Origin of the sequence: Thiocapsa sp. (genome assembly GCF_018399035.1) — a bacterium.
Taxonomy (GTDB): Bacteria; Pseudomonadota; Gammaproteobacteria; order Chromatiales; family Chromatiaceae; genus Thiocapsa.
This window is the reverse complement of record NZ_CP073760.1, coordinates 546,021-570,292: the sequence shown is the minus strand read 5'-3', so window position 1 is coordinate 570,292 and position 24,272 is coordinate 546,021. Positions and strand designations below refer to the sequence as shown.

Here is a 24,272-nt window from a genome sequence, read left to right as displayed (position 1 = left end):
ACCCCGGGTCAAAGATCCAGCCGCATCTCCTCCGTATCGGGCGTGCGTTTCGCCTTTGACCGCTTCGGCTCGGCAGCGGGTAGCTCGCGCCAGATCAGCGGCTTGGAAAGTCCCTCCCAGCCCCAGCGCAGCCAGTCGAGCAGGCGCATCGCAAGCCAGAGTGCCCAGGCGAGCATGAGCGCGCGGTAGATCCACATGGGGACCGAAAGCACCCACACCTCGGGCAACGCGGGTCCGCCGCGATCCTGGTACCAGTTGAGCGTGGTCGCGGTCGAGCCGTTCCCCATGATCTGCATCTCGGGTGTGCCGAGCAGACCCTGTTGAACGGCGCCGAGGAGGCCCGCAAGGGCGAAGAGCGTCAGGATCACGAGCCCCGTCTGAATGAGGTTGAAGCGCCAGGCCGGACGGGCCAGAGGGTCCAGGCGATGCCGCAGGCCGAGCGCGAAGAGCCAGCCGATGACCAGCAGCACCACCCAAACCTCGGCCAGGATGAGTCCGATGCCGAGCAGGAGCCAATCGTGCACGCGCAAGGGGGTCAGGCGGCTGCGACCCAGACCCGCGGCCAGCCCGATCAGCACCAGCAGGATCCCCCAGAAGAGCACGGCCGGCCCGATCCGCGGACCCCACGTCCAGAGCACCCAGCGATCCTCGGGCAGGCTCAGCGCGAGATTCAGATTGACCGCCGGGCTGCGCAGATCCGGCAGGCTTGGCCGATAGCCGAGCGTCAGCGGTTGCGCCTCGCGCCAGGTCAGCTCGACCCGAGTGGAGCCGGGCGTCAGCGGCAGCTCGACCTCCGGCGCCGTGTCCGGCAGCGGAAGGCTGCGGCCGTCGAGGCTGAAGGCGATCGGCTCGGCGGCGTCCGGCAGCCGGATGACGTGGCTGCCGCCTTGGCTGCTGCGGATCGCCAGGGTTAGGGTCGAGAGGGTCCCGCGCTGGCCCGGCTCGACGCGCGTGTCGACGCGGTCGATGGTCAATGTCGGCCCCGGGACGCCCGGTGGTCGGGTGAAGGTCAGGACCAATGCCTCGCCCGGCAGGGGTCGCCAGTTGGGCAGCCAGCGATCGGCTGGCCCGAGACGATGGATCGGAGCGATACCCCCGTCATCCAGATGCCAGAGCGGCCCCACGTCGAGACGCCAATCCTCGCTCAGGCGCGGATCCATCGGAGCGACGAGGCTCAACTCGCGGGTCGGTTCCAGACGCGACGACCAGGCCACCTCCGAACGCCCGGCAGGCAGATCCGCGAGAACCGCGGCACCCTCGACCTGGACCCCGGGCGTCTGCACCGACTCGCCCGGCAACAACGGCACCGGGATCAAGACCGGAAAATCACTCGGCGAAAGACGCTGCACACGGGTGTCCACGCGCCAGTCGATCCCCATCCGCAGGGTCCGCTCGACGCGCAGCAGCGGGGGCAGCGCCCCCTGGGCGAGGGATGCCTCCTGCGGAGCGCCGGTCTCGGAGAGGCGGACCAGGCGAATCTGGGCACCGGCGCGCCCGGCGGCATCCAGCCCTTCGAGGTTCCAGCCCTCGACGGTGGCCCGGATCAGACGCGGCGGCATCGGCAGCGGGATCTCGACCTGATCGCGGCTCGCCAGCGGACCGACGAGCCTGACCTCGTGTCGGCCGGCGGGGAGCATGAGCAGGAGCCGACCGGCCGCGTCTTGGCGCAGTCCGTCCGAGGGCTCGCCGTCCACGCGGATCTCGGTCGGCAGCCAGCCCCCTGCCCCGCCCGGCACGGGTGCCGCAACCGCCACTGCGGCATCCAAGGTCAGATCCAGCACCAGCCGATCCGGATCCGCCGCGAGGACCATGAGGGGCAGATCGACACAGTGCGGCAGACAGTCCGGCGGGGCGACCAGACGGGTGCGAAGCTCCTCAAGCAACTCGGGGCTCGGCAGATCCTCGGCAGAGGCAGGCTCGGTACCGAGCACGGTCCCCAACCCCAAGGCCATCAGCAGGGCCAGACCTACTCCGTGGGTCCCGCGACCGCCGACGAGCCCGGCGAGCCGCAGACCGAGCAGCACCAAGAGAACGGCGCCGAGGAGCGAGAGCACCAGATTCACGGTCGGTGTCAGCAGCCAGAGGCGTGCCGATTCATCCTCGCCGACGGGTCCGCTCCAACGCAGATCCACGCTGTTCCAGCGCCAGTCCGGGATGCCGGGTCCGGTCTGGAGACGCGCCTCGGGATCCATGAGATCGATGGGTTCCGGAATCGGCGCGGCGGGCTCGGACAAGGCATCGGAAAGCCGCTCGCGTTTCGACGTCGCCGCCATGTCCATCGTGCTGCGCAGCTCGAACGCAGGCGTGGGAGCCGCGGTCGTCTGCGTGCCCGATCCAGCGTCGCCCAACGCGATCCAAGGGCGCTCCAGATGCGGAAACAGTCCGTCGCGAACCTCCGTCACCAAGAACGGCAGTCCGATCACCACGAGCCCCAGCAAGGCCAGTCGGAAATAGAGTGTCGTCAGGGTCCGCAGACGCCGCAGACCGGTGCGGACTGGCGCGTCCGGAATCAGTCGCAGCAGTGCCGCGGCGGCGAGCAGGTGTAGCCAGATCAGCCGCGGCGCACCGGGCGCCTGCCAGGTCAGGCCGAGCGTGAGCAGGGCAAGCAACGCCCAACCCCAGCCCCAAATCCGGCCGATCCCGAGCGTCGTGATCAGCACCAGAAAGAGATCCAAGAGGCTCCAGCGACCGACCCAGGTGCTCGGCAGGTTGTCGACGCCTCGAACGGTCAAGAGATCCCAACCCGGCGGAAGATACAGCCGCGCGTCCACGTTCTCGAACTCCGTCGCCCAGCCGGAGGCCGGAACGCGTCCGGGTGCGGACTCGAGCCGAGCATCGGCGACCACGTCCAGATTGCCACGTCTGACCTCCACTCCGGGCGAGGTCTCGTCCTCAAGACGCGTGATGAGCACCGGTCGGCCGTCGAGGGTCACGGCGCCCAGCGCGAGTGCCGGGCCGGCGTCCAGGCGCCACCCGCGCGACAGCTGACCGCGGATGCGATCCTGCACGCTGTAGCCCTTGCCGTCGAAGTCGAGCCAAAGCTCGCGATCCAGGCGTAGACGGTCCGGCCCGGGATCCGGATCGCCCCGTGCCTGCTCGGTCAGACCCAGGACGGCGCCGGGCTCGGCCCGATAGACCGGCAGACGCGACCACTCTTCGGGGATCCCGGTCTGGCGCGGATCCACGGCATCGAGTCCGGAAGGCTCGACCCGCCGCAACGCCGGCTCAGCGGCAAAGGCCCAGATCTCGCGCTCCGGCCAGGGTGCGCCCGTTTCGCCGCGCGACAGCTCGGAGACGTCGCCCTGGTGATGCGCCACGACATCCAGATCCCAGCGCCCGGGGCGGACCTGCACCCGCAGCGTCCCGTCCTCTTCGAGTCGCGCCGGCAAGGGGCTGTCGATCCGCAAGGGGATCCCGCCGGGCAGAAGCACTGGGCCCAGCCGCACCTCGCGCGCGCCGCCGGACACCTCCAGTCGAAGTCGGGTCAGGACCTCGAGCGGCAGACTGTCTTGGATGCGTCGATAGACCTCCAGGCTCAGACGATCGCCCGAGCGCTCGGTCTCGGACCCGGCCGGTTCACCGAGCCAGAGACGGTTGGTCCGGTCCAGTCGCGGCGTCGGCACCGCACGGCCATCGCGTACCAAGGCGACCATCCCGACCATCGGGGGAATCAGGAGCGCGTCCGGCGAACGGTCCCAGGCGAAGCGCCCGCTCACCCGGTGGACCCCGGCCGCGAGCGTCACCGTCGGCCGTCCGTCGCGCCGGACCACCGGCAGCGCGGCCCCGTCCGCCGCGACCCCGAGCGGCCAGGCCTCCGCGTCGCCCGGCAGCGGCACTGCAGACTCGGCAAAGACCTGCCAGACCTGAGCGAATGTCCCGCCCTCCCCGCTCAGCGTCAGATCCAGGCGCCCGGGCCAGGCGCAGAGGCGTGCGCCGTCGGCGGGATCGATCGGACAGGCGCGTTGATCCTGCCCCTCGGGACCGCCTTCCAGAACCCAAGGAATCCAAGGCTGCAAGGCCGGGGGGACGTTCGGTGCGGAACCTGTTTCGGAGCCGAGCGCCCCGACGCCGTACGGAACGGTATCGATCTGCGCCCGCAAGGGCGCCGACAGGATCAGAAGAAGCAGCAGCAGACGTCGCGGAATGTTCGGCATAGTGTCACAGCAAAGTAAGTGACGATTCAGACACTAGGATGGGTAGAGCGTCGGCGAAACCCATCCTCCAAACCGACGCGTTGCCGGGTACCGGTCCGATGCCTTTGGCGCGGGCTGGATGGGTTTCGCCGACGCTCTACCCATCCTACATGTTGCGGTTGTTTTTGAATCGTTCCTAGGGGTCTTTCTGCAGATTGCGCCACGCCCAGCGGAGTAGGCCCGATCCAAGGGCCGCATCCCGACCGGTCAACCGGCCCACCTGTCCAGGGCCAACGATGACGAGAAGCGGAGAGAAGGCAAGTCTGCTGATCGGGGTTGCCGGGCTGCTCTATCGGGCGAAGGTCGTGCGGCCGAGCTGGATCCGAATGGGATCCCGAAACGAAACGGTCTGATCGAACCCGCCCCTAAACCCGAATCGCGGTAAAACCGTCACGCAATCATCACGTCCGTGTCACGGATTTGGCAAACACTTTCGCGACAATCGCGCTCGGCCCATCCATCACACCGACAACATCCGTCCCGGAGGCTCTTGACTCATGCGAATCGCATCGCTCTTGAAAACAGTCGCTATCGCAGGCGCCCTCTCGGCCGCCGCCTTCTCGCCTGCCGCCTTTGCCGACGTGAAGCTCATCGGCTCGGGCGCGAGCTTCCCCGCGCCCATCTACGCCAAATGGTTCAAGGACTTCAGCGCCGCGAACAAGGGCGTGCGGGTCGACTACCAGTCCAAGGGCAGCGGTGCCGGCATTCAGGACTTCGTCAACCAGGTCGTCGACTTCGCCGGCAGCGACGCCGCCATGAGCGACGAGGAGATCGCGCAGGTGAAGAGCGGCGTCGTGCTGCTCCCCGTGACCGCGGGCGAGATCGTGCTGACCTACAACCTCAAGGGTGTGGATGAGCTCAGGCTGCCCCGCGACGTCTATCCCGCGATCTTCTCGGGCGAGATCACCAAGTGGAACGATCCGAGGATCGCCGCCGCCAATCCGGGCGTCGAGCTGCCGGACCAGGACATCACGGTCGTGGTCCGGTCCGACTCCTCCGGCACGACCTACGTGTTCACCGGCCATCTGTCCGAGATCAACGAGTCCTTCAAGGCGAACATCGGTCAGGAAAAATCGGCGCAATGGCCGAAAAGCACCAAGTTCGTGAAGGCGCCCAAGAACGACGGCGTCACCGCGACCGTCAAGCAGACCCCGGGCTCGATCGGCTATATCGAGTACGGTTTCGCGAAGCTGACCAAGGCCCCGTCGGCGGTGCTCGAGAACCAGGCCGGCACCTTCGTGGCCGCCGGCGCCGAGACCGGCGCGGCCGCCCTGGCGACCGCCGAGTTCCCCGCAGGCAACCTGCCGGGCTCGAACGTCCCTGATCTGCGCGCCTGGATCATGGACCCGGCGGGCGACGACGCCTACCCGATCGTCAGTTACACCTGGCTGCTCTTCCCGGAGACGCAGGATGCCGAGAAGGCCAAGGTAGCGCGTGACCTGGTCGAGTATCTCCTGACGGAGGGTCAGAAGAGCGCCGATTCCATGGGCTACATCCCGCTGCCCGCGAATGTAGTCGTGAAGGTCCGCGAGGTCTCTGCGCTGATCCAGTAATGAGTCAGCACGGCAGGATCGGGGGCTTCGGAGCATTTCGGGGGGATGGGGCGCGCCGGTCGACATGGGGTGAGCCGGCATAAGCGCCCGTGCGGATCCTCCGTCCGGATCGCCGTCACAGGCGACCCGGACGGATGGAGCCACCGCATCGGATCCGCCCCGCAAAGCTGAGGAGGCGCCGGGTTCATCGTTCCGATCGACGCACATCCAGGCAGATTCAAACCCATGGCCGTGAATCCATTCCAGCATGCCGACTCGGCAAGCAGTATCTCCGGACCACCCTCCGGAGGCGACTATCTTGCCGATTCCATTTTTCGCATCATCGCGCTCTCCTGCGCCTCCCTGATCGTTGTCCTGATCCTCTATATCCTGTGGGAGATCGGCGGGCTGGCCTTGCCGGCCATGGCGCAGCACGGTCTGAGCTTCGTCTCGGGCACGACCTGGAATGTCGGCACACAGGAGTTCGGCGTCCTGCCGGAGATTTGGGGAACCCTCTACAGCTCCTTCCTGGCCTTGATTCTCGGCGGCACCTTCGGTGTGGGCATCGCCATCTTTCTCACCCAGGACTTCATCCACGCCCGTCTCGCTGCGGTCTTCCGGACCATCGTCGAGCTGCTGGCGGCAATCCCCTCGGTGGTCTACGGCCTCTGGGGCATCTATGTGGTCATCCCGATGCTGCGCCCGGTGGCCGAATGGCTGCATCGCGACCTCGGCTTCATCCCGATCTTCGGCACCGAGCTGAGCGGTCCGGGCATGGCCCCGGCGGCCTTGGTGCTCGCCATCATGATCCTGCCGACGGTCGCGGCCATCACGGTCGATGCCTTCCGGCGTATCCCCTACAAGGTCAAGGAGGCCGCTTACGGGATGGGTACGACACGCTGGGAGGCCATTCTCAAGGTGATGCTGCCGACTGCCTCCTCCGGCATCCTCGCGGCCTTGGTTCTGGGATTCGGACGGGCACTGGGCGAGACCATGGCCCTGGCGATGCTGATCGGCAACAGCAATCAGATCAATCTGTCGCTGTTCGCGCCGGCCAACACGCTGGCCTCGCTCTTGGCCTCGAGCTTCCCGGAAGCCGGCCGGATCGAGGTGCAGGCACTCATGTATGCCGCCGTGGTGCTCCTCTTGATCACACTCATCGTCAACATCATCGGGCTGGGCATTCAGCAATACACGGTCCGCAAGTTCGAGGGCAAGGCATGAGCGACATCGACCTGACATCGCGGCCACAAGACATGCAACGCCTGAGCCTGGAGCGTCGGCCGTTCGAGCTGCGTGCGCTGACGAGTGGACTCCTGACGGGCCTGACCTGGGGCATCGCGATCCTCGGCAGCATCCCGCTCTTCTCGGTCATCATCATGTTGGTCGCCGAGGGCGGTTCCCGGCTGGACATCGAGGCCCTCACCGCCCTGCCGCCCGCCGGGTTCGAAATGGGCGGCGGCTTCGGCAACGCCATCATCGGTACACTGGTGATGGTCGCCATCGCGGCCGCCATCAGCGTCCCGATCGGTCTGCTCGCGGCCATCTACCTCGCCATCCTGGACCCCCACAGTGTCGTGGCCGGGACCTCGCGCTTCGTCGCCAAGACCCTGACCGGTTTTCCCTCGATCCTGGCGGGTGTCTTCACCTACGCGGTCCTGGTCATCAACTTCGGTTATTCGGCAGTGGCGGGCGGTGTCGCCCTCGCGGTCCTCATGCTGCCGACCGTGGTGCTGGCCGCCGAGGAGTCCATGAAGCAGGTGCCACAAAAGATGACGGACGCCGCCTACGGCATGGGGTGTACCCGCAGCCAGGTGATCTGGAAGGTCGTGCTGCCGACCGGGCTTCCCGGCATCCTGACCGGCGTCATGCTGGCGGTGGCCGGTGCGGCCGGCGAATCCGCGCCGCTGCTCTTCACCGCCCTCTTCAGCAACTACTTTATGTCCGAGCTGATGGAGCCGACCGCGTCGCTGTCGATCCTCATCTACAACTTCTCGGCCATGCCCTTCGATAACCAGATCGAGCTCGCTTGGGCCGCGTCGTTGGTGTTGGTTCTCATGGTCCTTGTCTTCAATATCCTGGCGCGCCTCATCGGGCAGTCCAAGGTGTAACCCATCCCGAGGTATCAGTCATGAGCGCAACAGCTGAAGCAATGGCGCAAACCATCTTACCCAGGGCGGCGGCCTTCACCCCGGTCGGGCCGACGGTGATCGACTGCCAGCTCCAAAAGGTCTTTTACGGCGATTTTCTCGCCGTCCGCAACAGCAACGTCCCGGTCGAAAAGGGCAAGATCACGGGCTTCATCGGCCCGTCCGGCTGCGGCAAGAGTACAGTGCTGCGCAGCCTCAACCGTATGAACGATCTCATCCCGATCTTCCGGTTCGAGGGCCATGTCAAGTACCACGGTCAGGACGTCTACGGTAAGAATGTCGACCCGGTCGTGGTTCGGCGTTACATCGGCATGGTCTTTCAGCAGCCGAACCCCTTCTCGATGAGCATCTTCGACAATGTCGCCTTCGGTCTGCGGCTGAACCGCTACAAGGGCGACCTCGCGGAGCGGGTTCAGAAGGCGCTCGAGCGCGCCGCACTCTGGAAGGAGGTCAAGGACAAGCTGAACAAGAGCGGCCTGTCGCTGTCCGGCGGCCAACAGCAGCGACTGTGCATCGCCAGGGCGATCGCGACCGAGCCCGATGTCTTGCTGATGGACGAGCCCTGCTCGGCGCTGGACCCCATCGCGACCCGTCAGGTCGAGCAGCTCATGCTCGAGCTCAAGGAGCGCTACACGGTGGCCCTGGTCACGCACAACATGCAGCAGGCGACCCGCGTGGCCGATACCACGGCCTTCTTCGGTGTGGACATCTCGCAGGGCGGACGCACCGGCTATCTGGTCGAGATGGGCGCGACCCGCCAGATCTTCGAAGACCCGCAGCAGGAGCTCACCAAGCAATACGTCTCCGGCGAATTCAGCTGATCCTGTCGCAGCGCGCGCCCGCCGTCCTGTGGCTTGGCGCGCGCCCATCCATTTCAGTTCACGAGGACGGGCCATGACGAGTCTTCCCGGGGTTAAGCGCGCCGCTTCGGCGGTCTTTGTCTCCATCCTATTGACGGCATGCGGCGGAGAGTCGACCGATACGACGACGGAGTCCCCGGCCGGTCTGCGGATCACGGGGGCGGGTGCAACCTTCCCCGAACCGCTCTACCAGGAGTGGATTCGCCGTTACAACACGGAGCAATCCGAGGCGCACTTTGTCTACGAAGGCGGAGGCAGCGGCGAGGGCGTCAGACGTTTTATCGCCGAGACGGTCGACTTCGGCGCCAGCGACTCGGCCATGTCGGACGAGCAGATCGCCCAAGTCCAGCGCGGCGTCAAGCTGATCCCGGCCACCGCCGGCATGATCGCGCTGGCCTACAACCTTCCCGGGGTGGACGGTGAGCTGCGCCTGCCGCGCGATGTCTATGTCGATATCTTTCTGGGCAAGGTTTGGCAATGGAACGATCCCCGTATCGTCGCCGCCAATCCACACCTCGACCTTCCCTCGAAGCTGATCCAGACGGTCGTGCGTCGCGACGGCTCCGGGACCACCTTCGCCTTCACCAACCATCTGAGCACCATCAGCCCGACCTGGCTGAACGAGGGTCCGGGCACCGGAATCCTCATGAACTGGCCCGGCGGGGCGATGACCGGCAACGGCAACGAAGGGGTCGCGCACAAGATCAAGATCAGCCACGGCTCGATCGGCTACATCGAATACTATTTCGCGAGCCGTCTTGGGCTGCCGATCGCATCCCTGGAGAACAAGGCCGGCAACTTCGTCAGACCGGACGCCGAGAGCGGGCGACGCACCCTCGAGGCGGCGGCCGAGGACCGTATGCCCGAGAACCTGCGGCTCTTCGTTCCCGATCCGGAGGCGCCGGATGCCTACCCCATCGTCAGTCTGACTTGGCTCTTGCTCTATGGAACCTATCCCGAGCCCGAGAAGATGGCGGCGCTGAAGGCGGTGGTGACTTGGGCCCTGGACGCCGGACAGCCGATCGCCGAGGAGCTGGGTTACATCCCGCTTCCGGCCAACATCGTCTCCGCAGCGTCACGCGCCATCGAAACCATCCGATAGTCGGAATCACAACGGTCGAGTTGGTCGATCCAGGGATGGATCCTTCGAAGACCGAGGCGCGGGCACGCGTCACGGACCAGCCGTCTCCCGCAACCACCGACATCGGCGCCGGCGCGGTCGGCCGTTCTTGCTTCGGAGATCGCGTCATGGAACCCATGCGTCTGAACCTCAACGCGATCGACACGTCTCTGCGCGCCGTTCAGATCGATTTCGACCGGATCAACCGAACCCTGAGCACACCCAGAGATCCGATGACCGAGATGGTCCGCCGGAATATGATGGCGAGCTACCGAATGGTCGACGAGGCCCTGGCGAGCAGGTTTGACCCCTTCGAGGTCGGACATTCGCAATGGCTTCTGGAGCTCAACACCAGCGTGCTGTGCGGACAGGATGTCGAAAGGCGCAAGGAGTTTTCGATTCACATCGCCTCGACCGAGCAGCACTTCTACGAGCAGGAAGGCGCCGGCATCGGCGGCTTGATGGAATGGCTTGCGCATCACCGGGGCGAAAACGTCTGGTTCCGCGCCGCAGGTGTCTACGTCTACATCCTGAGTCGGCCACAACTCTTTATCGAAGGCAACCACCGCACTGGTTCGCTGATCATGAGCTATCTGCTCGCGCGTGAAGGCCAGCCACCCTTCGTCCTCTCCGTGGAGAACGCGAAGGCCTATTTCGATCCATCCACGCTGGTCAAGGACTCGCGGAAACACAGCCTCGACATGCTGATCACGGTGCCGAAGCTGAAGAAACGCCTTGCTCGCCTCCTGAAAGGCAATGGCGCTCCCGAGTACCTCGTCCCTGCCAACTGACGCCCGGGGCCGGTGGCCGCGGTTGGGGCCTCACGAACGGCCGCGACCCGCACGCATCGCTCGGCTGGACGGAACCTGCCGGCGTCGATCAGCGCCTATCCGAGATTCAGACCCATGCTCGATGGCGCTCGCCCCGTCGGTCCGAAACCTGGATCTCGCCAAGGGCACCGAGATCTACCTCGCCGGCGATCCCGCGGATGCAATCTATATCGTCGCCTCCGGCGATGTGGAGCTCTACGCGCCCGCGGACCAAGGCAAACCGATCGAGAAGATCCACAAGGAACGAGGCATTCGGATGGCTATCCTGCATCACCGGCGCCCCGACCAGCGAAGCAGCGTTTGCGGCCACCGATGCCTCCTTATGGGTCATCCCCAAGGCCGCGATCGACTCCTTCCGGAAGCGCTGTCGAGCTCCGTGGGCATGCGTCAGCAAGGGATGTCTTTCGGAAGAATCCTCTTGATGTGGTCGGGCTTGATGTTGATTACCGGGATCGGTGCTGCGGCCGGAAGCCAGCTCTTCGTCGGAGCCGGGCCCGAGATCTTTGCCGGTCGGCCTTTCGACACTCCTCGGCTTCCTGGTGGCCATTTACTCCAAGACACTGGAGCCTACGGAACCGCAGGGTCCCGCTACCCGCGGAACAGGCTCCGAAACCTCGATCCGGATCGAAAAAACCCAGCAGGTGCAAACAACGCATCGGAATCAGAATCCGAATCAACCCTGAACCCCGTGGTCGCGGCAGCCCGTGCGCCACAACGCGCACCGGGATCACACAACCGCAACACAATCGTCGTATGGTTTCGATGTATACCGGCACCGTCCGGCAGATTTCAACCTCGCAGGCACCCTCGCCATGACCACGACGCCGACTTCTCGCCAACTGGAAAGGCCGATCGCACAACTCGCCACCCTGCGCAAGGGTGCCGTCGAGTTCGAGCGAGCCTACGACGCCGAGATCGAGAAGGTCGAGCCCGGCCATCGCGACAGCGCGCGCAACTTCCTTCACTATCTCAGCATCCGTCAACACGACATCCGCAGTCTTCAACAAGACCTCGGTGCCCTGGGACTCTCCTCGCTCGGCATACTGGAGCCCCATGCCCTGGCCAGCCTCAATTCGGTGATAGCCATCCTGGAGCAGCTCAGCGGCAAGGATTTCGGTCCAGCCCCGGAGCCGCCCGTGGATTTCCGCTCCGGGCCTTTGTTGCTGAGGGATCACACCCGTGCGCTTCTGGGTCCCGAACCCCGCGATCGATTCGTTCGCATCATGGTCACCATGCCGAGCGAGGCCGCCTCGGACGCACAACTGGTCCAGGATCTCCTCATCGCCGGGATGGATGTGATGCGCGTCAACTGCGCCCACGACGGTCCGGATGCCTGGTTCGCGATGGTTGAAAACCTGCGCCGAGCGGAACAGCTGGTGGGACGAAGCTGCCGCGTGCAGGCCGACCTGGCCGGTCCGAAACTCCGTACGGGCGCCATTCAGGCAAGCGGGCGGGTCAAGCGAATGGCGCCCGATCGCGATGTCTTCGGTCGCGTCGCCAGGCCCGCTCGGATTTGGCTCACCACGGCGGCCGCGGCCGAGCCATCCCCGCGGATGTTCGATTCACCCTCCAGATCGAGTGCGGTCTGCTCGAGCGGCTCGCTGTCGGCGATTGGCTTGGTCTGACCGACACGCGCGGCCAACACCATGAGCTGAAGATCGTCGCGAAGAGCGGTCAATCGTTCATCGCCGAAAGCGAGCGGACCGCCTATATTCAGGACGATACCCCGGTCACCGGACTGCGCGACGGCAAGTCGATCGGGGCAGGACGCATCGCCGGGATCCCCGAGGTCGTCAATCCCATCCTTCTCCTGCCGGGCGAAACCCTGATTCTGACCCGTCGCAACGATCCCGGGGCAGAGGCCATTCGCGACGCATCCGGTCGCGTCGTCGCGCCGGCACAGATCCACTGTACCCTGGAAGCGGCGTTCGAGCAGGTCGCGCATGGGCACAGCGTCTGGTTCGACGACGGCAAGATCGGCGGGCTCGTCCAAGAGAACGACGGTCAGCGGATCAGCGTCAAGATCACCCATACCGGGCCACGCGGCGCGAAGCTGCGCGCCGAAAAAGGCATCAACTTCCCGGACACCGCACTCAAGATCTCCGCCCTGACCGAGAAAGACCTCGATGACCTGCCGGCAGTCGTCAAGTTCGCCGACATGGTCGCACTGTCCTTTGTCCGCGGACCCGAGGATGTCGAGCGTCTCCACGACGAGCTCTACCGGCTCGGGGCCAACCATCTCGGGATCGTGCTCAAGATCGAAAACCGTCAAGCCTTCGAAAACCTCCCCCGCATCCTGCTCGCGAGCCTGAACTCACCTCCCGTCGGGATCATGATCGCGCGGGGCGATCTGGCGGTCGAGGTGGGATTCGAGCGCCTGTCCGAGGTCCAACAGGAGATCCTGTGGCTCTGCGAAGCGGCACACGTGCCGGTGATCTGGGCGACCCAGATCCTCGAGGGCATGGCCAAAAAGGGAGCACCGTCGCGCGCGGAGGTCTCGGACGCCGCCATGAGTATTCAGGCCGAATGCGCCATGCTCAACAAGGGTCCGAACATCGTCGAGACCGTCCGTTTCCTGAACGGAATCATCGGGCGGATGGATGAGCACTATGTCAAACGGCGGGCCACGTTGCGCAAGCTCTCGGTCGCGCAGTTGAAGTAGATCTCTTCGAACCGTCACGATTCGGTCGCTTTTATCTGCCATCCTTTTCGGTAAGCGTCGGCCTTCTCTGCCATGATTTAAGGTAACCCTCGTCAATGCAACGCCCTACCCCGAGCCGCGGTGCGGGGTTCTGTTGGTCGAGGCGGTCATCAAGGATGTCGATCCGGAGGATCGGCCGCGGCCCGACCGGATCTTGTCGCCCTGCCCGGCTCCCGCACATCGCCTTTGGAGGTCTTATGATCGGGAATCCATCACGCAACCTTATCCTCGGCGTCCTCGCGGTACTTGCCTTGGGTCCAGCACCCGGTTCCTCTCGAGCCGCCGCTTCGGAGAATGCCTGTACTCCGGCGGCGAACCAGGTCGTGGTGCGTTTCACCTACGGATCGGAAAAGGAATCCTGGATCGACGCCGTCACCGACGGTTTCAACCGCCAAGGCCAGACGACGACCTCCGGAAAGCGGATCTGCGTCCAGGCGATCGCGAAGGGATCGGGCGAGAGCGTGAACGAGATCAAGGATGGTCGAGCAGGACCGGACGAGGTCCATGCCACCAGCCCCGCGTCGGATCTCTACGTCAATCTGGTCAACTACGAGGTCGGCGAGCAACAGGGGGGCGATCTGCTCAAGGTCGAGGGCTTTCTCGTCTCCTCGCCGGTGGTGATCGCGGTCTGGGAGCCGGTGCTTGCGACACTCGGGCCGATCGACCAGGTCGGATGGGCAGAGATCTTCAAACGCTCGGCCGAGGGCCAATTTCGCTACGGTCAAACCAATCCGGAGACCTCCAACAGTGGTCTGTCGGCCCTGATCGCTCAGTTCTACGCGGGGGCGGAGGCTCAGGCTGGACACCCGGTTCCCCGGCTCTCGACGGCAAAGCTCGAGGATCCCCAGATCCGCGACTTCGTTGCGAAGGTCCACGAAAGCGTGATCCATTACGGGCGCTCCACCGGCTTCTATGCCGAGAAGATGCGCTCGGACGGCCCCGCTTACGCCGATGCAGCGGTGGTCTACGAAAGCGACGTCATCCAGGCCAATCACGTCATCCGGGAGAAGGGTCTCCCCTTCCCCAAGCTGGTGGCGGTTTACCCCGCGGAGGGCACCTTCGCCACCAATCACCCCTTCGCCATCGTCAAGCGCGACTGGGTCGACGCCGACGAAGACGAGGGCGCCAAGCGTTATTTTGCCTATCTGATGTCGCCGGAGGTCCAGGCGCAGGCGTTGCAGTACGGCTTTCGACCGAGCGTCGCCTTGGACGTCGACCCCAAGATCTACGGGATGGTCTGGAGCGCGGAGAACGGGGTGCAGCCCTTCGAGACGGTCCATCGCTTTCTGGCCACTCCCGGCGGCAATGTCGTCCTGGCCGCACGCAACGCCTTCCGCGCCATCAAGAATCGAGCGCATGTGGTGCTCGTGATCGATCGCTCGGGAAGCATGGACGGCAAGCTCTTCGACCGGGAGCGCGGCGTCGAGCGATCGCGCATGGACCTTGCCGTCGAGAGCGCCAACCTGCTCGCGGAGAGCCTTCAGGATCGCGATCGCCTGTCGCTGCTGCTCTACAGCTACGATGTCGCCTATTCCGACCTGACGCCCAAGGGACAGCCGATCGCCATGGATGCAGCCGGAAAACAGCGCCTGGCCGCAGCACTCGCGGGGGTTCGACCGGCCGGCGGAACCGCCATGCGCTCGGCGATCGCAACGGCTTGGAGCGATCTGTGCGAGGCGATCAAGGCCAATCCGGATGACCGCTCGATTCGGGTCATGGTGGTGCTGACCGACGGGGTCGACAACGCCTCGAAGGTGTCCGACAAGGACCTGATCCGCCGGATCGGCTTCGCGCAGTCCGACGGTCGCGCGGGTCATCTGGGCGACCCCGCATGCAAGGTTCCGGTCTTCGGGGTCGCCTTCGGCGGAGGAGCGGACGACGCCTCGCTCAAGGCGATCAGCAGCGCGGCGGGCGGCGAGACCCGCCGAGGCGATTCGGCCGAGATCCGCGAGATCTTCAAACGCTTCAGCGAGCTGCTTTGAACGCCGGCACACGGGCGGCACATGCGGTGCCGAGGAGAACCTCGATGCTTCGACAGGACAACCTTGACCGGGGCCTTGTGCCCCTCCCGATCGCAATCTTGCTCGCCTGCTGGCTCGCGCTCACCGGTAGCGCGGTCCCGTCGACGCACGCTGCGGAGAAACTCTTCGATTTCGGCGACTTGAATGTCGATCTCTCGAAGGTCCAGGCCAAGCCGAGCGCGGATCAAGCCGGAGCCGGCGCGCCGGCGGATCAAGGCCCGCGCCCGGCCCTGAAGGACGCGCCGACCCGGGCGCTGCCCAGCACGCCCGAGAGCCCGGCCCCCGCAGTCCTGCCACGCGACGGACAGGAGGCGATCGAGGAGACCATTCGCAGCCAAGCCGTGACGGTGCAGCCCGTCACGGTCGCTGCGCCGAAGACCTCCCGCCAGGAGGTGATCTACCCGGTCTCGGAGGATCGCACCGTCATCGAGGTCAAGATCGCCGCCGGATCGGAGAAGAAGGACTGGCTGGAAGAGGCGGCACGACGCTTCATGGCGGATCCCGCCCTCAACCGGATCGACGGCAAACCCATTCGTCTGGTGATCGACAAGATCGGCTCGACCCAATCGGCCATGCTGCTGGTCGAGGGCAAAAGCATGCAGGGTGGCCGCAACGAGTTTCAGGTCTGGGCGCCTGCATCCAGCATCTTCCGCGGCCTGGTCGAGGAAGCCTTTACCGGCGGCAAGCTGTTCGAGACCGACGACTCGATCGCCCGCAGCCCCATGGTCTTCGTCACCTGGGAGCCGGTTCAAGAGGCGATCGACCGGACCATCCAGAAGTCGATGAGCTTCGACACCGTCACCGAGATCTACGCGCGCGAGCTCGGCGGCGAGGGCATCGACCCCAACGGCCGCAGCTTTCAATTCGGATTCACCCGCCCGCAGGACTCCAACAGCGGTGCGGTCGCGCTCGTCACCATGGCCTACGAGTTCTTTGCGAAGGATCGCGCGCACTACAGGATTCGGCTCGAAGATCTGAAGGATCCGGACTTCCATGCCTATCTGGCACTGATGAAGTATATGTCGGACCAAACCAAGGACAGTACCGGCAAGCTCGCCGAGCCGCTCATGCAGGCCGGCTATGGCGGACAGCCCTTGTCCAGCGTCTATGTCTACGAGAACCTCGGCGTGAAGCTCGCTTTTATTCGCCGAGTCAATGATCCAGCCGGGGCCAAGCCGGTGCTGCGGTATCCGAAATACAATCTGATCTCGGATCATCCCTACTATACGCTTCGTCATGGCAACTCGCGCGAGCAGGTCGAGGCCGCACGGCGATTCAAGGATTATCTCCTGACCCGAGACATCCAGCTCCTCGCATTACAGCGCGAAGGCTTTCGACCGGTCAGCACCGAGATCTCGAATCAAGAGATGAACGAGGTCCTGGGCGACTTCGTCACCGCAAACGGCCTGATTCCCGATCTGATCAAAGCATCCCAGATTCTGATCCCCGCACAGAGCGGCGAGGTGATTCTGGCCCTTATTCGCGGATATCAGGCTCTGGGAGATCCGGTCGGCCCGAATCTCTGACGAGATCATCCAATTGCGCCGACCCGGTCGATTCACCGGCAAGATGAAGGAGAGATAACGATGACTCGCACGGACTTGATTCGAACATCGCTGATCGCGTCAACGCTCATGGCGCTGGCCGTTACGACCAACGCGAAGGCCGCGAGCTTCGGCGACTATCTCAAGCAGATGGGCGCCTTTTCATTCGGTGGCCCCGAATTTGACACCGCGGATCTCCAAGGCAACCAGAAACAATGGGCGGATCGAGAGCGCTGGGTTCGGGAGGCGCTCGACCAAGCCTATCAGTCCTTGGCGCGCTCGGATCAGGATGTGAATCTGTTCGAGTTCCAGAACTATTACAACGTCCTTTCGATCGAGTGGACCCCGGACTACCTGACGGATCCGTCCCATATCGGCAATCTCAATGCCTATGCGACCTTCACCGAGTATCTGTCGCGGTACCTGAAGGTCAAACAGGAGTTGATCACCAAGATCGCAGAGCTCAATCGCCACTATGCCGTTCTGAAGCAGGTCGACCCGCGACAGCTGACGGGCCCCTTTCAACTCAATACCGGGGCCCAGGTGCAGTCCTATACACAAAAGGCCGCCGGCGCCGTCGATGCCACCGCGCATCAAGCCGCACTCGCCACTGCTGCCGGGGCCGTCGAGAAATACACGGCAGAGCTGAACCGAGCCATCGACTACGGCATCAAGCTGGAGAGTCACTTCAAGGAGGCGGCGGGCATCCCCTGACGCTCATTCCGAAACCAGGTGAGATCAACCATGAGAAACGCCGTTATTCTCGCGACCGGTCGCTACCTCCCCAGTCAAGAGGTCACGAACCAGGATCTCGATTGGTTTCCTGCGGGGGCGCTCTGATGGAGAGCGACGGCTATCTCGACGGCAGCGTGACCGAGACGGTCTTTCGGCTGCTGCGCGCCGACAGCCTGATCTGGCACCACGCCGTTCGGAACTATCTGTATGGCGATGCACCCTCTCGATCCGACGTGCTCTATTGGAACAGCGACTCGACGCGGCTGCCGAGACGGATGCTCTCCTTCTACCTTCGCGAGCTCTATCTGAACAACCGCTTGGTGTCCGAGCAGGGCCTGACGCTCGCCGGGCGCCAGCTCCGCCTGACCAACATCGAGCAGCCGCTCTATGCCGTCGGCTGTATTCAGGACCATATCGCTCCCTGGACAGAGGTGTTCCGAGTCCGCGACCATGTCCGCGTCCCGATCCGGTTTAGCCTCTCCATCGAGGGTCATGTGACGGCATCCTGAACCCGCCGTCTGCGAAATCCCGCCGACGCTATTGGTCCAGTGATCTCGCGCCCGGCCTCGCAGCGGACGACTGGCTCACCGCCCAAACGCCGCTGCAGGGGTCCTGGTGGACCGACTGGGCGGGTTGGCTGTCGGACCGCTGCGGACCGCAGGTCTCGCCTCCCTCCTTGGGAACCGCCGAGCATCCGGTGCTTTGCGCTGCACCCGGGATCGACGTCTTGGAGTAGTATCCAACCGCGGGCGCTCGATCGGCCTTTCGTTCGACGCCATGACGAGCCCGGGCCCGCCAATAAACTTCAAGGATTCCGAGGTGATCCATGACGGGAGTGCCTGCCCGACTCATCCGCGATGCGCGGCTCTTGTTGTTGGATTTCGACGGCGTGATCACGACCGAAGCAGAAGACGTGGCGCTCAAGGCGCAGACCCTAACGGTCTTTGCCGCGATCAGCACGCACTTCGGTGAGCGTGCACTCAAGATGATGCGACTCGCGGGGCGGGCCATCTACGATGCGGGCGGAAGTCTGCAGCTCGGACCGCTCTTGTACCATACGGCCAAGCTGCTCAAGCCATCCGAGGAAGCGATCGAGCCGACGCTCGCGAAGCTCATCGATGCCTGCACCGGAAACCTCGACTATCGCGGGATCAGCCGAGCAGGGGACCGAATCCGCGAGGGACTGGATCTGCTCCGGGAGCACGACATCCAGGTCGCCATCTTAACCAACGGGGTCCGGGAGAACGTCTTCCGGGTTCTCGAGGTGAAGGGGCTTACGGAGATGTTTCCGCCCGAGAACATCTTCGATGCGATCTCGACGCTCGATAAAAAGGACAAGCTGCATCCGAAGCCGGATCCGCAAGGCTATCGCTTCGTTCTCAAGGAGCTGGATGTCGAACCTCGGTCCTGTATCGTCGTCGACAATAGCCGTAAGAATGTCCGAGCGGCGAAACGCGAGGTCGGATGCGGCGGTGCCGTTTATATCGGAAACAGCCTAAAACGCAAGGACCGAGGGGTGATCGACCACTTGGCGCCATCGTTCGAGCGGCTGATGGCGGAGGTTGTCGATGTGCTGCGGGCTGAGGGGTGAACCTTCAGCCGCGCTGATTCGATCGACTCGGCCATCGCTCCTGTTCGACGGGATGCGTCCCTCGGGCGATTACTAAGGAAATCCTCGATCCATCCTATTTCCTGGAATCGAGCTCCTGAAGAATCAGCGAGACCGCCTTCGCACTGAGAGGAATATAACCCAGCTTGGCGGCATCCGCCTGTCCGTCGGTGAGCGCGTATCGCAGGACGTCCCGCATCGCCTGCGATTTGGCATCATCCCCGCCGGAGCGCATCACCAACCAAGACAAAGACAAGATGGGATAAGCGCCCGCACCTTCCGGGTCGCTGAGCTGCGAGGGATCAAGCTTCGCCCGAAAGGCCTCGATCGCCGCTCGGAACGACTCACTCCCGGCCGAAACAAACTCGCCTTCGCGATTCTCCACCGATGCCATCTGCATGCCCGGCAGGTGGGCGTAGGCATACTGAACATAGCCGATGGCACCGACCGTCGCCTGAACGAAGGCCGCCACACCGCCGTTGCCGTGGCCGCGGATCAGACCGCCTCGCTCCAGCAGCAATGCGGGCCATGCCGGCGACTGGCTCTCGCCCACCTGCTTCGCGAATGCCTCGCTGATTGCACTCAGGTGCCGGGTCATCACCAAGGAGGTTCCGCTCGCGTCCACCCGCGTGACCACTACGATCGGCAGATCCGGAATCTCGACACCCGGGTTGGCCGCAAGGATCAGCGGATCGTTCCAACGGGCGATCGAGCCGAGAAACATGCCGGCGAGGGCCTCGCGTGAGAGCCGGAGCTCGTCAATCCCCGGCAGATTGTAGGTCAAGACCACCGCTCCCGCCGTCAACGGGAGTTGCAGGACCTTGTCCCCGGCCCTCTGCGCCAGCTCACCGGTCAAGGGTTGATCGGACCCCGCGAAATCCAGCCGACCTTCGATGAAGCTGTTGACGCCGGGTCCGGAGCCGATCGGCTGATAGTCGACCTGAATGTTCGGGTGCGCCAGAAAATAGTCCCGGAACCAGCGCTGATAGAGCGGGGCCGGAAAGCTCGCCCCCGCACCGTGAATCTTGATCCGGTCCGACGCCAGGGATGGCTGCCAGAAGGACGCACAGACCAGTGCGCCGAAGGCGAGCGTCAGGACACGCAGGACAGGAAAAAACGGCATTTGGGGGTTCCTCTCGGTGTTCGATCTGGTCGGTATTCGGTCCGGTTGGTGTCCTTTCCGGACGCGGTGTTCGGGAGCAGCGCACGCATCGTCAAAACACCTTTTTGCCATCGCCTCGGTTGGCTTCGAGGATCCGCGCGTAGCGCTCGGGATCCTGCTTCAGCATCAGGACGTAATCCTCGACGAGTCCTTGCCAGCCGAATCCACCATGCGCCTTGAGCTTGAGGAGGCCGATCATGAGCAGCTTGGATGCGGCGCGTATCTCGCGATCCGAGCCTTCCTCGTACCAGTCGACGAGCTCCTCGTAGAGCGCTTCGACCTTCTCGAGAGGTGTTTTCCGATCCGAATCTGCCATGTCATGCCTCAAGTAGGCGCGTTCGGGGAACAATAAAAACGGCTAGCCGATCCCGCGGCCCGAGCGCTCGACCTTATGCTCGGCCGCGTCGCACGGAAGGCCATACGATAGCGGTTGAATGTGTTCAACAGATGACGGCGAGGTGCCCAACCCGACCAGGTCGACGCACTCCGTGTTTATACCTCCTCGGACGCCGGACCCACCGTAGGCGAGGCTGCGACGTTCGCGGCGTCACCATCTGAGATCGACCGCTCGATCCCACGCTTAGCCTCGTCCCGACTCTCGTAGACATGCGGGGCCAGACCCCGTGCCGCGAGTGACTCACCGAGCTTCAAGCGCTGGAAGGCGCTGGTGGTGTATCGCGTGATGTTCCGATAGAAACGCGCCACCAGATCCTCCACCATCGCCGTGTAGGCGCCGACGAGGTCCGGCCGAATCGTGAAATTATCGTAGTTCACGACGGCATCGACCTTGTGCGCCAATGGCTCAACGATTGCTTCGACCGCCGCACCGATGCGTGCGATGTCGCTCGGCTCATTGACCGCGAAACCTTCGAGGTTGATGAAGAGCAGATTCTTCTCCGGTTCGTAGACCAGACGATCGGCGAGCGGGATCTCGAGCAGATCCTTTTCGAGCCCCATCGGACGGTCGGTGAAGATCCGCGGATCCATGGTCCTCAGGGGCTCGGCGATCCGCGGACGAAAACCCATATGGGCGAGGATGTCGCGCTCCACATCCACGCCGGGTGCGATCTCCACGAGGGTCATGCCTTCGGGACGCATCTCCAAGACACAACGCTCGGTAATGTAGAGGACCGGCTGACCGACCCGGCGGGCTCGCGCACCGCTGAAGGTCACTTGCTCCACCTGCTCGATGAATTTGCGCCCGCCGTCGCCCTCCCCGACCGAAATCCGCCCGTCGCCGATCTCGATCGCACCCTTGGCCGTGGTAAAGGTCCCCACGAAGACCAGCTTCTTCGCATTCTGGCTGATATCGATAAAGCCACCCGCACCGGCCAGCTTAGGGCCGAAGCGACTGACGTTGACGTTGCCCTGCGCATCGCTCTGCGCCAGACCGAGAAACGCCAAGTCCAGTCCGCCGCCGTTGTAGAAGTCGAACTGGGCCGGCTGATCGACCAGGGCGGCGATATTGGTCCCGGCGCCGAAGTTGAGCCCACCGGCCGGCAGTCCCCCGATCAGACCCGGCTCGGCCGTGAGGGTGACATAGTCGAGGATGCCCTCCTCGTTGGCCACGTTGGCGATCCCCTCGGGCATCCCGATGCCGAGATTGACCACGGCGTTCGGTCGCAGCTCGAAGGCGGCACGGCGCGCGATGACCTTGCGGGCATTCAGCGGCAAGGCGGCGATCGACTGCATGGGCACCCGGATCTCGGCGCTGAAGGCCGGACTGTAGGGCTCGGCAAAGGTCTGCCAATGATGCTCGGGCGGTGCGACCACGACGCAATCCACCAGGATCCCCGGGATGCGCACCTGACGCGGATTGAGGGTGTGCCGATCGGCGATCCGTTCGACCTGCACGATCACCATCCCGCCCGAGTTGTGCGCCGCCGTCGCCAGGGCGAGCGACTCCAGAATCAGGGCCTCCTTCTCGATGGTGACGTTGCCGTCCGGGTCGGCGGTCGTCCCGCGAACGATGGCGACGTCGATCGGGAAGGCCTTGTAAAAGAGGTACTCCTCGCCGTCGATCTCCAGAATGCGGACCAGCTCCTCGGTGGTCCGATCGTTGAGCCGACCCCCGCCGTTGCGCGGATCCACGAAGGTCTCCAGACCGACCCGCGTGATGGTGCCGGGTTTGCCGGCCCCAATATCGCGAAAGAGATGGGCAAGGACACCCTGGGGCAGGTTGTAGCCCTCGATCGCCCCGGAGTTGACCAGCTCCTGAAGCTTCGGCACCAGCCCCCAATGCCCGCCGATGACCCGACGCAGCAAGCCAGCGTGCCCGAGATGATTGAGCCCGCGCTCCTTGCCGTCGCCCTGTCCGGCGGCATACACCCGGCATTATGTAGCAAGCGCACATGACCGGACCCGGTCGCCGGGCGAGAATCCGACCCTCAATCTTAGGCAGAGGAGTTGGCATCATGTCCGATACGCAGGTCCTGGCGGGTTGGTCGCGAAGCGGGGCGAGCTGGCCGGGCACGTGGAGCAGTGTCGTCGTGAAGTGCAGCGGCTGGCGGAGGAATTGACCCACCTGGACGCCACGATTCGTCTGTTCGATCCCGACTACGACGTCGGCGCCGTTCAGTCGAAGGGGCCACGCCACCGGCATCGGCATCGGCTACGGGGTTATGGCTTGCCCCGGTACGGACTCTCACCGTACTGTTGAAACGCCTCTGCAGGCGTTCCGTGACACCCGCTCCGCGGTGTCACGCATGCTCCTGGCGCTCAGCGCTACGTGCCGGCCCGGCTTGGAGTGACGAACAAGGCCGACGTCGCCCTCGATGCGACCCTCGACTACCCTGAGACTCCGCACCCGTCGGTTGGGCTCTTGGCATTGCCCGGATACCGCCGTCGCCGTACACTCTTCGCATGCAGCACCACATCAACCCAAAAGTCGACTGCGTCTTCAAGGCCGTGCTGGGCGCAGAGGAGAACCGCGCGCTGCTGATCGATTTTCTCAACGCGATGCTGACCGAGACGCTCCCCGGTCCGGTGGTCGAGGTGCAGATCCTCAATCCCTACAACCCGCAGGAAACCCTCAACGACAAGCTCACCATCGTCGATGTGAAAGCCCGCGACGCCGCCGGCCAGGTCTTTCAGATCGAGATCCAGTTGCTGATCCACACGAATCTGAGGGCGCGCATGCTCTATGGCTGGGCGGACCTGTACCGCCGACAACTGCAGAGCGGTGACCCCTACAGCGTCCTCAAACCGACCTATGCGATCTGGCTGCTTGATCAGACCCTGCGCGACGACACGCCGGCCTATGCACACCGCTACCGGATGCGCGATGATCAGGGACAGGCTCTGATCGACCACGGCGGCATCTGGATCTACGAGCTGAACAAATTTGCCGTACAACAGGTCCAAACCGAACAAGAACGCTGGCTGAAATTCTTCAACGAGGGCGAAACCCTTGATGACGAAAAACTCCCCGATTGGATGCAAACCCCTGTCATGAGGCAAGCCATGAGCACCTTGACCGCCTTCTCCGAGAAAGAACTCGCCTATCACCAGTACCAGGCGCGTCAGGAGTTCCTGCGCCAACAGCGCTCCATTCAACAGGAGCTGCAGAACGAGCGGGCCGCTAAGGAAGCAGCGCTTCAAGCCAACGAGGCAGAGCGACAAGCCAAGGAGGCCGCGCTTCAAGCCAAAGAAGCCGCACTCGCCGAGGTCGCGCGCCTGCAGGCGCTCCTGAACCAATCGGGCGACGCCTGACCATCTGCGATCACGACGTCTGAAGTGGGTCGGGCTTCAACCCGACAACGCCGTTTCAGGCAACCCAGCGCTCGGCGTGGAGCGCGACGCCCGCGCTGCGGGAT

At 64.3% G+C, this 24,272-nt stretch carries 20 protein-coding genes; 15 read left to right on the top strand and 5 right to left on the bottom strand.

The window, feature by feature from the left end:
• Positions 1 to 8: 8 nt before the first annotated feature.
• The gene (locus tag KFB96_RS02680) at positions 9 to 4,154 is read right to left on the bottom strand and encodes a hypothetical protein (RefSeq protein ID WP_213458835.1); all 4,146 of its coding nucleotides are present in this window, start codon (positions 4,152 to 4,154) and stop codon (positions 9 to 11) included.
• Positions 4,155 to 4,690: 536 nt separating this feature from the next.
• Here KFB96_RS02680 and pstS (KFB96_RS02675) point away from each other — a divergent pair.
• From pstS (KFB96_RS02675) to KFB96_RS02650, 6 genes are all read left to right on the top strand, one after another.
• Positions 4,691 to 5,746, top strand: coding sequence for a phosphate ABC transporter substrate-binding protein PstS (gene pstS, locus KFB96_RS02675; protein WP_213458834.1), 1,056 nt, complete (start codon positions 4,691 to 4,693; stop codon positions 5,744 to 5,746).
• Between the two features lie 225 nt (positions 5,747 to 5,971).
• On the top strand, positions 5,972 to 6,949 hold the full coding sequence (gene pstC, locus KFB96_RS02670; RefSeq protein WP_213458833.1) for a phosphate ABC transporter permease subunit PstC: 978 nt from the start codon (positions 5,972 to 5,974) through the stop codon (positions 6,947 to 6,949).
• A complete protein-coding gene (pstA, locus tag KFB96_RS02665) occupies positions 6,946 to 7,836 on the top strand; it encodes a phosphate ABC transporter permease PstA (RefSeq protein WP_213458832.1) in 891 nt (296 codons plus the stop codon). The genes pstC and pstA overlap by 4 nt, the downstream gene beginning before the upstream one ends.
• A gap of 20 nt (positions 7,837 to 7,856) precedes the next feature.
• Positions 7,857 to 8,696 carry a phosphate ABC transporter ATP-binding protein PstB gene (pstB, locus tag KFB96_RS02660; RefSeq protein ID WP_213458831.1) on the top strand — a complete coding sequence of 280 codons (840 nt, stop codon included), beginning with the start codon at positions 7,857 to 7,859 and terminating at the stop codon, positions 8,694 to 8,696.
• A 73-nt stretch (positions 8,697 to 8,769) separates the two neighbouring features.
• On the top strand, positions 8,770 to 9,837 hold the full coding sequence (pstS, locus tag KFB96_RS02655) for a phosphate ABC transporter substrate-binding protein PstS (RefSeq protein WP_213458830.1): 1,068 nt from the start codon (positions 8,770 to 8,772) through the stop codon (positions 9,835 to 9,837).
• 35 nt (positions 9,838 to 9,872) lie between these two features.
• Positions 9,873 to 10,646 carry a hypothetical protein gene (locus KFB96_RS02650; protein WP_300971247.1) on the top strand — a complete coding sequence of 258 codons (774 nt, stop codon included), beginning with the start codon at positions 9,873 to 9,875 and terminating at the stop codon, positions 10,644 to 10,646.
• A 106-nt stretch (positions 10,647 to 10,752) separates the two neighbouring features.
• On the opposite strand, the gene KFB96_RS02645 is transcribed toward KFB96_RS02650, so the two are convergent.
• On the bottom strand, positions 10,753 to 10,995 hold the full coding sequence (locus tag KFB96_RS02645; RefSeq protein ID WP_213458829.1) for a hypothetical protein: 243 nt from the start codon (positions 10,993 to 10,995) through the stop codon (positions 10,753 to 10,755).
• A 502-nt stretch (positions 10,996 to 11,497) separates the two neighbouring features.
• Between KFB96_RS02645 and KFB96_RS26275 the strand changes: the two genes are divergently transcribed.
• From KFB96_RS26275 to KFB96_RS02615, 7 genes are all read left to right on the top strand, one after another.
• Positions 11,498 to 12,310 carry a pyruvate kinase gene (locus KFB96_RS26275; RefSeq protein WP_300971246.1) on the top strand — a complete coding sequence of 271 codons (813 nt, stop codon included), beginning with the start codon at positions 11,498 to 11,500 and terminating at the stop codon, positions 12,308 to 12,310.
• Positions 12,199 to 13,347, top strand: coding sequence for a pyruvate kinase (locus KFB96_RS26270; RefSeq protein WP_300971245.1), 1,149 nt, complete (start codon positions 12,199 to 12,201; stop codon positions 13,345 to 13,347). The genes KFB96_RS26275 and KFB96_RS26270 overlap by 112 nt, the downstream gene beginning before the upstream one ends.
• Before the next feature lie 236 nt (positions 13,348 to 13,583).
• Positions 13,584 to 15,368, top strand: a complete 1,785-nt coding sequence (locus KFB96_RS02635) for an extracellular solute-binding protein (RefSeq protein WP_213458827.1) — start codon at positions 13,584 to 13,586, stop codon at positions 15,366 to 15,368.
• A gap of 44 nt (positions 15,369 to 15,412) precedes the next feature.
• On the top strand, positions 15,413 to 16,933 hold the full coding sequence (locus KFB96_RS02630; RefSeq protein WP_213458826.1) for a substrate-binding domain-containing protein: 1,521 nt from the start codon (positions 15,413 to 15,415) through the stop codon (positions 16,931 to 16,933).
• Between the two features lie 60 nt (positions 16,934 to 16,993).
• A complete protein-coding gene (locus tag KFB96_RS02625) occupies positions 16,994 to 17,665 on the top strand; it encodes a hypothetical protein (RefSeq protein WP_300971244.1) in 672 nt (223 codons plus the stop codon).
• Between the two features lie 125 nt (positions 17,666 to 17,790).
• Positions 17,791 to 18,195, top strand: coding sequence for a hypothetical protein (locus KFB96_RS02620; RefSeq protein ID WP_213458825.1), 405 nt, complete (start codon positions 17,791 to 17,793; stop codon positions 18,193 to 18,195).
• A 317-nt stretch (positions 18,196 to 18,512) separates the two neighbouring features.
• Entirely contained in the window at positions 18,513 to 19,277 is a 765-nt protein-coding gene (locus KFB96_RS02615; RefSeq protein WP_213458824.1) for an HAD-IA family hydrolase, read from the top strand.
• Between the two features lie 94 nt (positions 19,278 to 19,371).
• Here the strand turns inward: KFB96_RS02615 and pstS (KFB96_RS02610) are convergent, their stop codons facing one another.
• From pstS (KFB96_RS02610) to KFB96_RS02600, 3 genes are all read right to left on the bottom strand, one after another.
• Positions 19,372 to 20,418 carry a phosphate ABC transporter substrate-binding protein PstS gene (gene pstS / locus KFB96_RS02610; protein ID WP_213458823.1) on the bottom strand — a complete coding sequence of 349 codons (1,047 nt, stop codon included), beginning with the start codon at positions 20,416 to 20,418 and terminating at the stop codon, positions 19,372 to 19,374.
• A 91-nt stretch (positions 20,419 to 20,509) separates the two neighbouring features.
• Complete coding sequence (locus tag KFB96_RS02605; RefSeq protein ID WP_213458822.1) at positions 20,510 to 20,773, bottom strand: hypothetical protein; 264 nt, start codon at positions 20,771 to 20,773, stop codon at positions 20,510 to 20,512.
• A 176-nt stretch (positions 20,774 to 20,949) separates the two neighbouring features.
• Positions 20,950 to 22,785: an acyl CoA:acetate/3-ketoacid CoA transferase gene (locus KFB96_RS02600; protein ID WP_213458821.1), complete on the bottom strand. Its 1,836-nt coding sequence runs from the start codon at positions 22,783 to 22,785 to the stop codon at positions 20,950 to 20,952.
• 112 nt (positions 22,786 to 22,897) lie between these two features.
• Between KFB96_RS02600 and KFB96_RS02595 the strand changes: the two genes are divergently transcribed.
• Positions 22,898 to 23,116 carry a hypothetical protein gene (locus tag KFB96_RS02595; protein ID WP_300971243.1) on the top strand — a complete coding sequence of 73 codons (219 nt, stop codon included), beginning with the start codon at positions 22,898 to 22,900 and terminating at the stop codon, positions 23,114 to 23,116.
• A gap of 203 nt (positions 23,117 to 23,319) precedes the next feature.
• Positions 23,320 to 24,168, top strand: coding sequence for an Rpn family recombination-promoting nuclease/putative transposase (locus KFB96_RS02590; RefSeq protein ID WP_213458820.1), 849 nt, complete (start codon positions 23,320 to 23,322; stop codon positions 24,166 to 24,168).
• The last annotated feature ends 104 nt before the right edge of the window (positions 24,169 to 24,272 follow it).